Below are 10,261 nucleotides of genomic sequence, written 5' to 3' on the forward strand. Positions count from 1 at the left end.
TCAGCTTTCCATATCAAGGGCCAGCGCGTAGGCCACGCGTTCCACCTCGGTCAGTTTCAGCGCCACGGCCTGCTGATAGAGGTCTTCGAACTCCGCCATGCCATGCAGTTCGGCCGCTTTGGCCTGATGCCAGGCAAAGCCCGCCTCATGCAGGCGCTTCAGCTCTTTGTCCTCCAGCAGCCGGTCATATTCGGCCCTGAGGCGCGGCAGATTGCGTTGGATGGTAACATCTTTGAAGTCCGACCAGTCCATGCGGATCCAGTAGTTCAACCCGATGGAGCGATCGACATGCAGGGCGCGGCCACGCTGGCGTTTGACCAGATAGCTTTCGGCGCTGCGCAGCGCGTAGTGGTTCAACTGGATCAGATCGTAGCCGATGGATTTCTTGGAACTGCGCCAGCCTTTCTCGGCGGCCTCACGGGTCATATCGATGCCCGATCCGTTGACCCATTTGACGCGGGATTTGAAATCCTCATCCAGTTTGTTTGGCCGGTGGCAGGAGATTTTTTCATAGGCGCCGATGTTTTTGAACATCGTCTTAAAGCCCCAGACGGTGTGCGGCTTGGGGCAGAATTTAGGGGCGCAGGTGTCAAACTGACCCACCACCAGATCATCGGCCAGTTCGGTCACGCCGTTGTGGCCAAACAGCCGCCAGGTCATGGCAACATTGGTGGCATCGGGCACCCGGTCAAAGAAATCCTGCAGCGTGCCGTTGCCGCAGCGCACGTTGATGAACTCATCCACATCGATATGCACGATCCATTCGGCGTTTTTCAGCACCGGCTCTTTCTGGGCCTGATTGAGGGCATATTGCTGGGGCGAGTTGCCTTTCCAATTGTCGTTGTTGCGGTGCTGCAAAACGCCCATCTCCTGCAGGCGATCCAGCATCTCGCTGGTGCCGTCGGAACAGTCATTGGTGTAAATCAGGAAATTGTCGACGCCCATCGCACGGTGATAGGCGACCCATTCCACGATGTAAGGCGCCTCATTTTTCATGCAGCCGACGATGATATTGCCGGTGCTGCCTTTGGGCAGTTTGCGCGGCTTCATCGCGGTATAGGGCGCGGCCTCAGCGGTTTCATCAACCCGACCGATGTCATTGTGCGGCTTAAAGGAAGACCCTTGCAGCTTCTCAAAATTCTGCACCGCCAGCGGGGGCATAATCGCGCGGGCCGCAGCCGTCAGCCCGGTGATCCCGTCACCTTCGTCTGTCGGCGCGGGGGCAGGGGCCTCCTCGGTGGAAGCATTCAGCTTGGCCAGTTCAGCAGCCTTATGCTCTTTCTCCTCACGGGTGAACTTGTTGATCCGGTGCAGGAAGGACAGCAGGTATTGTGTAGCACGATACCCGCGGGTCGGGTCCGCTTCGTCCCAGTCGGGCAGGGCGGCATCCGGGGTTAGGCTGGCCTTGTTAAGGCCCTTATGCGCCTTGATCAGCGCCTTGTTCTGTTTCGCAAATCCGTCTGAGATGGCTGCAAGGCTGCCGGGGGCAATTGGATCACCGTCTACCTTGATTTCATTCATGAACTTCCGCCAGAGCTGGCGGTTGATCAACCGGTCCGAGGATTTCAGCATCTGCAAGAACAGATCATTCATCTGCCGTCCACGGGTCACCCAGGCGGCAGCGGGCTGTTCAGGGGGCTCTTCGGCGTTGGCGCGGCCGATGGTCTGGTCGATGTCAAACATCGCGCGGATCTCATCGGTGACGGCCTCGGAATAAAACAGCGCCTCGTCATAGGCGCGGAAGCTCACGCAGCCTTCGCCAAAGACCGCCTCCCACTCCTGTTGCAGGCGGGCGTAATCCAGCCAGAATGGCGGATGCTGGATTTCCAGAAACTCACCGTTTTCCGGCACGATCTGATGGCCATCCAGCAGGGCATCGTCCCACCAATCAGCGGTGCCGGCCATGTCCATTTCCCGCGCCAGAGATGTCGCGCGCCCCTCCAGCACCTGCGCGCTGTAGCGCCGGGCCAGCAGGCGGGCCTGTTCATCCACATGGGCGACAACTTTTATCTCCCCCTCAATCGGGGCCAGCAGCGCCTTTAGCCGCTCCAGCTCTGAGCGCCGCGCCAGGGACGCGCCCAATTGGCTGGCCGACAGGATCAGCTTTTCAGGACGCACAGCGGCGACATCACGCAGGATCGCCTGCTGCACCAGATTAAACAGGCTGCGCTGTTTTTCGGGATCGATATATCCGCGATTGAACCGCAGCGTGTCCACATGATCCGGATCCGTCACCGCCATATAAAGCCGGGTGTGGTTCTTGCCGCCCGCGCCGCGCGGGAACAGGATGCCTTTGGCCTCCAACTGTTCGCGTTTGCTGGCCAGCACGTCCTGAATGCGGGCCGCGCCCACCTGTTCCAAACCGATGTGCAGGTAGATCTGCATCAGACGGCCTCCGTATCCGTATCGCCTGTTGGCGTGTCATTGTCGTGCCGGTCGCTGGTGTCCTGGCCCGTATCATCCCGGCCCGTATCATCCTGGTCTGGCGTTTCCACGCGCACAGGGTTGCGATTGAGATGCCCCCACCATGGCACGTCGCGGCCGATAAAATCGGCCAGTTGCTGACGCGCATCCTCTGCGCCCACATCCAGCCGCAGGAAGTCTTCTGAGCCGGCAAAGATCTGGTCCAGATGGTCATAATGCCCTGCAATCCAGCGCTGGCGTTCACCATCAGCCCCGCCAAATCCGCGCGGCAGACCGGGGATCTGATTTTTCGGCAACCGTTCTGAGGTCAGGTTTGACCAGCGAGACATGGAATCGGAAATCTCAGCCACCGGACGCCAGCTGGCAAAGAACTTCACCCCGGGATGGTTCTGGCGGATCGCGTCAATCACCGCGAAATCCATCTGCGGCCAGAGCGACAGGCCCTTGCGCAGCACGCTTAACTCACTGAAGGCATCAAATTCATCCAAGTAAGCCAGCGGATCGCCGGTGCGGAAGAAGGCCTCATAGACCAGCTGACCAACAAAATCGCCCAGGATGTGGTTGTCTTTGCTTTGCCCGGTGCGGATCCGGTAGTCCGCTGTGTGCAGGCTGGCCCGGCGCAGGGCGCGGGCCACGGTGGTGGTGCCGGATTTCGGCAGCCCCAGATTGACAACCCTCAGCCGGCTCATAGGGTCAGCCCCAGTTTGCGGATCAGCGCTTCCTCCTGCGGCGGCAGGGTCGAGGCCGCGCGCAATTGTGCCTGCATCTCCTGATAGGCGGGCTGGGCCAATAGCGCATCGCGCTTTTCCCGGTGCAGGGCGCAAGCCTTGTCATGGAGCGCGTTGATCTCAGGATCGGATTTCAGATCGGCCAGTGCGGCCTGCAAATCAGGCAGGTAGCGTTGAATGCTCAGATCCTGCCAGGCGGGATCATTGCGTTCGCGCCAATAGGTATCATCAAAGGCGCGGTTTTCCCGGTTCACATCACCGCGATCGTTTTTCACCAGATAGCTGTCGAGCGAGCGCAGCGCATAGTGGTTGAGCGTCGCATAGTCGCGCGCACCCTGGGCTGGAAACTTGCGGATGCGGCGCGGATTGGCCGCGACCAGAAACTTGTGCTGCACCTTGCGACCAGATCCATCGGTCCAGGAGGGGCGCTTTTTCGGTGGTAGTTTTTCGCGGAAAAACGGGCGGTGGGCGCCAAAATACTGCAGCGGGAAGTCATGGCGCACCAGCGATTTCACCTCAATCGCCGCCTCCCCACACCACAGGTCGGGATTGTGCGAGCGGGTGAACTGTTCGATCACCGGACGGTCCTCGAAGGTCTCAATCCCATCGCTGGCAAAGAACTGAAAGTTCAGCGAAATCGCCTGAGGGTTGCCGCAGGCCTCGACCAGCGCGGGGATGGTGTGATCGCCCACATGGATGTTCAAAAACTCATCCACATCGGCCACCCAGACCCAATCAGCCTCGCTCACCACCTCTTGTTTGGCGGCGTGTTTCAGCGCCTCCATCTGGTAATTGCGCCCTTTGGCGGGGTTGGGCAGGTGCTGAACGATGCCGCGCGCAGCCAGCGCATCCAACATCTCATCAGTGCCGTCGGTGCAATCATTGGAATAAAACAGGTGATCGGTCACCCCGATCAGCCGGTTGAACGCAATCCATTCCAGCAGGAACGGGCCTTCGTTTTTGACGCAGGTGACTGCGGTTACACGCATCTGCCTGCCCCTTTGGGTTGTGCAATGCTCACTTGTTTACTCTCTGCTCTCGAAACGACTGATTTTATTATGGCTTTAGCCGCTTGTTTCCCAATTACCTACAATCCCCCCTGCAATGCGTCAATTGTCCGGCGGTGGCTGGAGCTTACCCGCGTCCCGAACCGCAGCCCTTTGGCAACGCCGCCCCGGCCTAGACCTTGGTCGCGCTTGACGGGGGCAGGTGCAGCTGCCCTTCTACCGGGCAGGGAGGACATTCATGCGCACAGCCACATCCATTGAGGATCTGCAGCACCAGCTGGCAGAGCAAAACTACGTTTGCAGCCGCGCCCTGGCCACCGTTGGCTTTCTGTCACTGAAGCTGGGCCGGCCCCTGTTTCTGGAAGGCGAGGCCGGCACCGGCAAGACCGAGATTGCCAAAGCCATCGCCGCCGCGCTGGGCCGCCGGTTGATCCGGCTGCAATGCTATGAGGGGCTGGATGCTTCCTCGGCCGTTTATGAATGGAACTTTGCCGAACAGATGGTCGCCATCCGCACAGCCGAGGCGGCGGGCGGGGCAGACCGTGACGCGTTGAAAAATGAGCTGTTCACCGAAGATTACCTGATCGAGCGGCCGCTGTTGCAGGCCATGCGGCCGCAGGATGGCGGTGCACCCGTTCTGCTGATTGATGAGATCGACCGCACCGATGAGCCGTTTGAAGCCTTCCTGTTGGAGGCGCTCAGCGATTTTCAGGTCACTATCCCCGAATTGGGCACGATCAAAGCGCCCGAACCGCCGATCGTGATCCTGACCTCCAACCGCACCCGCGAAGTGCATGACGCGCTGAAACGGCGATGCCTTTACCATTGGGTGGACTACCCCGGCTTTGAGCGGGAGGTGGAGATCCTGCAGGCCCGCGCCCCCGAAGCCGCCGAGGCCCTCAGCCGTGAGGTGGTTGCCTTTGTCCAACGCCTGCGCACCGAGGATCTGTTCAAGAAACCCGGTGTGGCTGAGACCATCGACTGGGCGAAATGCCTGCTGGCGCTGGACGTTCTGACGCTCAGCCCCGAAGTGATTGCCGATACATTGGGAGCGGTTCTGAAATATCAGGATGATATCCAGAGGTTGCAAGGGTCTGAGGCAAAGCGCATTTTGGATGAGGCCAAGGCCAGCCTAGAGCCAGCGTAATTGGGGGGCGAGCCATGACCCAGCTGCCCGATCTCGACTTGCCTGAGGATCCCAAGCTCAGCCACAACATCATCCATTTCGCCCGCGCGCTGCGCAAGGCGGGGTTGGCGATTGGGCCTGGGCGGGTGATTGACGCGATCCGCGCGGTGGAGGCGGCAGGCTTCAGCAGGAAAGAAGATTTTTACTGGACGCTGCATGCCTGTTTTGTGACCCGCCCCGAACATCGCGCGGTCTTTGGTCAGGTGTTTCGGCTTTATTGGCGCGATCCGCGGTATCTGGAACATATGATGTCGATGCTGCTGCCCTCGGTCCGCGGGGTGCAGGAGGAACGCAAAGCCCGCGCCGCAGAAAAACGCGCGGCAGAGGCGCTGCTTGAAGGGCAAGAGCCTGATGAGCTGCCCGAACAGCCCGAGGCGGATGAGGTCAAGATTGAGCTTGATGCCTCGCAAACAACATCGCTGCAGGAAAAACTCCGCACCTTAGATTTCGAACAGATGAGCACCGAGGAGATTGCCGCTGCCAAGCGCATGATTGCACGGCTGAAATTGCCGGTGCAGCCGATCCGGTCTCGTCGGATGCAGGCCGCTACAACGGGCCATGCGCTGGACTGGCGGCGCACCATTCAGGCCTCGATGCGGCGGGGCGGTGAGGTGCATGAACTGGCACTGAAACAGCGGCGCACCCGTTGGCCCAATCTGGTGGTGCTTTGCGATATCTCAGGCTCCATGTCGCAATACAGCCGGATGGTTTTGCACTTCCTCCACGCTGTCGCGAACGAAAAAGGGGCGGGATGGGCCAAGGTGCATGGTTTCACCTTTGGCACCCGGTTGACCAACATAAGCCGCCATCTGCGGCGCCGCGACGTGGATCAGGCCCTCGCGCTGGCCGGGTCTGAGGCGCAGGATTGGGAGGGCGGCACGCGGATCGGTGATTGTCTGCATCTGTTCAATCGCGACTGGTCGCGCCGGGTGTTGGGGCAGGGGGCGGTGGTGCTGTTGATCACTGACGGGTTGGATCGCGGCGATGCCGCCGCGCTCAGCAAAGAGATGGAGCGGCTGCATCTCTCCTCACGCCGGCTTATCTGGATCAACCCCTTGCTGCGCTGGGACGGGTTTGCCCCCAAGGCGCAGGGGATCAAGGCCATGCTGCCCCATGTCGATGCCTTCCGCGCCGGCCATTCCATCGCCTCGCTGGAGGCTCTGGCCGAAGCGATTTCCGACGCGCAGGACCGCGGTGAAAAGGATCGCCTGATGGCGATGATGGCTGAGGGCTAGCAGTCCAAGGGGCAGGGATCAGCTGCGGCGCTGGGCCACCACCGCAGAAAACCGCTGTTCGCTGCCCGAAGGGGTGAAATGGCTGAAACGCTGGTTGTGACGACAGGTGAACCTTGGTCCCAGAAACTGCATCAATTGCCCGGCGTCATAAGGTTCGATCTGCTGGCCCGAACAGGATTTGGGGCCGTCCGGCGCGAAGGTGGCGATGATTGCATGTCCGCCAACCGGCAGGGCGGCCAGCAGCGTGCGATGATAGCGGGCCTGATCGCGCGCGCAGGTCAGAAAGTGCAGGGCGGCCCGGTCGTGCCAGAGGTCATAGCGGCGTTTCGGGCGCCACTCCCGCACGTCAGCGGCAATCCATTGAAGGCTCTCTGCCTCTGGCAGCTTTGCCTTGTTGATCGCCAGCGCATTGGCCGAAAGGTCCAGCGCCGTCAGATCGCGCCAACCCCGCGCCCAGAGGTCCGGCACCAAAGGCGACACGCCGGCGCCTATGTCGATCAGGCTGTTGTCCGGTGTGGCCCCGATCTTGGCCAGCAGCGCGAGGGACTGGCGCGCCTCGGCCTCAAACCAGCTGACGGATTTGGGGTCTTTGGTGGCATAGACATTTTCCCATTTCTGCTGTTGGCGGGACGGTGCATCAGATTTTGGCTGGCGAAGGGCTTGCATCGTGCTTACTATAAATTCAAATAATTGAATTTAATCTGGTTTCGATAAAAAATAAACCCCTTGTCATGTTTTCTTTGACTTGGCGCGGACTACCACCAATGGACAACAGCGGCGGGGCTGCTAGTTTGCTATCACCGGGCAGGGAGGCTTGGATGGAACGCTTTGACAATATTCCGGAAATCGCGCTGGGCTGGCACCGTGAGGGCAAAGGCGCCGTGCTGGCCACTGTGGTGGAAACCTGGGGCAGCGCCCCGCGTCGTGTGGGCAGCCAGTTGGCCATTTCCTCGGAAGGGGAGATTGAGGGCTCCGTCTCAGGCGGTTGTGTTGAGGGCGCCGTGGTCGTTGAGGCGATTGAGGCGCTGGAGGCAGGTGAAAGCCGGATGTTGGAATATGGCATCAGCGATGGCGATGCCTTTGCCGTTGGGCTGGCCTGCGGGGGCACCATCCGGGTGCTGGTTGAACCAATTGGCGCGGTCCTGCCAGAGGCGATGCTGGCCGATCTGGTGGCCGCCCGCACAGCCCGCCAGCCTATCGCCTATGTGGTAAACCCCACATCCGGGGCGCGCAGCCTGACCGCTGACGGATTTGGCACACGCTTCCGTATGGACCGCTCTGGATTCGAAGAGGACGGCGAAACCTTTGTGGCCATTCACAACCCGCCGCTGCGGATGCTGATCGTTGGGGCGGTGCATATTGCCCAGGCGCTGGTGCCAATGGCGCGGCTGGCGGGTTATGACCCAACCCTGATCGATCCGCGCGAAAGCTTCGGCTCTGAGGCACGGTTTCCCGGTGAAACGATCCTGCATGACTGGCCGGATGAGGGGGTGGCCAGCTACGGGTTGGACAGCCGCACCGCACTGGTTTTGCTGACCCATGATCCCAAGCTGGACGATCCCGCGCTGGAACAGGCGCTGCGCTCAGAGGTATTTTATATCGGCGCGCTTGGCTCCAAACGCACCCACGCAAAACGCGTCGCCCGGTTTGAGGAAAAGGGCTACAGCGCTGCCGAAATTGGCAAGATCCACGGCCCGGTTGGTCTGGATATCGGCGCCGCCAGCCCGGCTGAGATTGCGCTGTCCATCATGGCGGAATGCACCGAAGTTTTGCGTCACGGGCCCCAAAGCGGGTCTGAGGCACCGTCGGAAAAGGCGGCAGGATGAAGTTTGGACCCGTCCCCGTGGCCGAAGCGGCAGGCGCCATTCTGGCCCATTCGATGCAATTGCCCGGCCAGAAACTGCGCAAAGGTCTGATGTTGGACGCGGATCATATCACGGCCCTGCAGGCGGCTGATGTCACTGAGGTGACCGTTGCCCGGCTTGAGGCCACGGATATGCATGAGGACGCCGCCGCCGATGCGCTGGCACAGGCGCTGGTGCCGGATCCGGCGGCTGCGGGCCTCAGCCTCAGCAAGGCCTTTACCGGCCGGGTAAACATCACCGCCAAGGGCCCAGGTGTTGTCTCGCTCAACCAACGGGCCTTGGTGGCGATGAACGCTATCGATCCGATGATCACGCTTGCCACCGTCCCCGCCTATCAGCAGATGACTGAGGGTGGCATGGTCGGCACGGTCAAAGTCATTTCCTACGGTGTCAGCACGCGCGATGTTGAAAAAGCCTGCGCCGTGGCGCGCGGCGCCTTGCGTCTGCGCCCGCCGGTACACAAAAGCGCCGCGCTGATTGTCACCGATATCCCCGGCGGCGCTGGGCTGAAGGGGGAACAGGCGATCGCTGACCGCCTGACCGCTCTGGGGATGCAGCTGGTCGAGACCAAGTTGGTTCCCCATGAGGAGGCCGCGCTGGCCAAAGCCCTGGCGGCGGTGAGCGCCGATATGGTGCTGATCCTGACCGCCTCGGCCACGTCAGACGCCTATGATGTGGCGCCACAGGCGGTGCGTCAGGCAGGCGGCAGGGTGGAACGGTTCGGCATGCCGGTGGATCCCGGTAACCTGTTGTTCTTGGGCGAAATCTCCAACCGTCCGGTGATCGGCTTGCCGGGCTGTGCCCGCTCGCCGGCGCTCAATGGCGCGGATTGGGTGCTCAGCCGGGTGGTCTGCGGGATTGAGGTGACCGGGCAGGACATCGCCGAAATGGGTGTGGGCGGCTTGCTGAAAGAAATCCCGACCCGCCCGATGCCCCGCCGTAGCAAGGCCCGGGGCTAGAGACCTCAGGCGCTTTTGCGCCCCTTCGTGGGCTGGGTCAGCCCCAGCGCCGATGGAAGGCTGCGGGCAAAGGGCGTCAGCGCGGCATGGAAATCCTGTTCAGCAATCTGACGGTCGGTCAGGCACAGATGGGCCCGGTCCGGCGCGCCAATCAGCTGCGTCACCGCCGCCCTCACCTGATCCGCGCCTGAATCAGACTGGGTGATCAGCGTTGCATAAGGGGGCAGGGGGCGGCCCTGTTCCAGCAGCCAGGCCCGCATCGCCGGGCATAGGGCCCCGGCCCAATTGGGCAGGGCCAGAACCAGTGCGCGGTAGTCTGCCGCCCAACGAAGGGGCTGGGCAATCTCACAGGCCATGCCACGGCTGGCCTGCCTGCGCCCCCAGAGATAGGCCAGCGGGCCGCGGCGCCGATGGCCTTCGCGAATGTCTTCAAAATCCGCATCCAACCGCACCCGCAGATCCAGCGCCACCTGCCGCGTCAGACCGGTGCGCGAATAACATATGATCAACACATCCTTCATGGCCGCAACCCTGCGCCCGGGTCAGCAGGCGCACTTTGATCTGGCACAAATCACCGCGGTTAACCGCTGTGAATTTGCATGAAATTTACCGGGTTCCGTGAAACTACGGCATCGCGATTTTGCGGGGACGCAGGGCTTGGCTTGGCATTGGGGCTGGGTTAGCCTCAACCGGGACGGCCCAGTCACGGGCCCAGTTACGGGAGGAAGATATGAAGTCTATTTTTGCCAAGGCCGTTGTGGCCTCGCTCGCCGTTGGTTTTGCGTCGGAGACGATCGCAGAGGAATGGAATGTTTCGCTTTGGGGCAAGCGTCGTGCGTTTACGGAGCATGTTGAGA

General features: G+C 61.4%; 9 protein-coding genes and 1 pseudogene. 5 read left to right on the top strand and 5 right to left on the bottom strand.

Annotated features, from left to right (window positions below; all coding sequences use genetic code 11):
* From TL5118_RS03710 to TL5118_RS03720, 3 genes are read right to left on the bottom strand one after another with little or no spacing between them, the layout of a single operon-like run.
* On the bottom strand, positions 1–2,385 hold the full coding sequence (locus tag TL5118_RS03710) for a glycosyltransferase family 2 protein (protein ID WP_058243993.1): 2,385 nt from the start codon (positions 2,383–2,385) through the stop codon (positions 1–3).
* Positions 2,385–3,113 (bottom strand): sulfotransferase family protein, encoded by a 729-nt coding sequence (locus tag TL5118_RS03715; protein WP_179945290.1) that lies wholly within the window; start codon positions 3,111–3,113, stop codon positions 2,385–2,387. The genes TL5118_RS03710 and TL5118_RS03715 overlap by 1 nt, the downstream gene beginning before the upstream one ends.
* Positions 3,110–4,141 carry a glycosyltransferase family 2 protein gene (locus tag TL5118_RS03720; protein ID WP_058243994.1) on the bottom strand — a complete coding sequence of 344 codons (1,032 nt, stop codon included), beginning with the start codon at positions 4,139–4,141 and terminating at the stop codon, positions 3,110–3,112. The genes TL5118_RS03715 and TL5118_RS03720 overlap by 4 nt, the downstream gene beginning before the upstream one ends.
* 256 nt (positions 4,142–4,397) lie before the next feature.
* Between TL5118_RS03720 and TL5118_RS03725 the strand changes: the two genes are divergently transcribed.
* A complete protein-coding gene (locus tag TL5118_RS03725) occupies positions 4,398–5,306 on the top strand; it encodes an AAA family ATPase (RefSeq protein ID WP_058243995.1) in 909 nt (302 codons plus the stop codon).
* Between the two features lie 14 nt (positions 5,307–5,320).
* On the top strand, positions 5,321–6,580 hold the full coding sequence (locus tag TL5118_RS03730) for a vWA domain-containing protein (RefSeq protein ID WP_058243996.1): 1,260 nt from the start codon (positions 5,321–5,323) through the stop codon (positions 6,578–6,580).
* A gap of 18 nt (positions 6,581–6,598) precedes the next feature.
* Here the strand turns inward: TL5118_RS03730 and TL5118_RS03735 are convergent, their stop codons facing one another.
* The gene (locus TL5118_RS03735) at positions 6,599–7,246 is read right to left on the bottom strand and encodes a class I SAM-dependent methyltransferase (protein ID WP_058243997.1); all 648 of its coding nucleotides are present in this window, start codon (positions 7,244–7,246) and stop codon (positions 6,599–6,601) included.
* Positions 7,247–7,398: 152 nt separating this feature from the next.
* On the opposite strand from TL5118_RS03735, the gene TL5118_RS03740 reads away from it, so the two are divergent.
* The gene (locus TL5118_RS03740) at positions 7,399–8,406 is read left to right on the top strand and encodes an XdhC family protein (RefSeq protein WP_058243998.1); all 1,008 of its coding nucleotides are present in this window, start codon (positions 7,399–7,401) and stop codon (positions 8,404–8,406) included.
* Positions 8,403–9,404: a molybdopterin-binding protein gene (locus TL5118_RS03745; RefSeq protein ID WP_058243999.1), complete on the top strand. Its 1,002-nt coding sequence runs from the start codon at positions 8,403–8,405 to the stop codon at positions 9,402–9,404. The genes TL5118_RS03740 and TL5118_RS03745 overlap by 4 nt, the downstream gene beginning before the upstream one ends.
* A gap of 5 nt (positions 9,405–9,409) precedes the next feature.
* On the opposite strand, the gene TL5118_RS03750 is transcribed toward TL5118_RS03745, so the two are convergent.
* Positions 9,410–9,925 (bottom strand): hypothetical protein, encoded by a 516-nt coding sequence (locus TL5118_RS03750; protein WP_058244000.1) that lies wholly within the window; start codon positions 9,923–9,925, stop codon positions 9,410–9,412.
* A 209-nt stretch (positions 9,926–10,134) separates the two neighbouring features.
* On the opposite strand from TL5118_RS03750, the pseudogene TL5118_RS21785 reads away from it, so the two are divergent.
* Positions 10,135–10,261: pseudogene (locus TL5118_RS21785) on the top strand (C4-dicarboxylate ABC transporter substrate-binding protein); the annotation flags it as partial.

The sequence above is a fragment of the Thalassovita autumnalis genome (genome assembly GCF_001458255.1).
Classification (GTDB): Bacteria; Pseudomonadota; Alphaproteobacteria; order Rhodobacterales; family Rhodobacteraceae; genus Thalassobius; species Thalassobius autumnalis.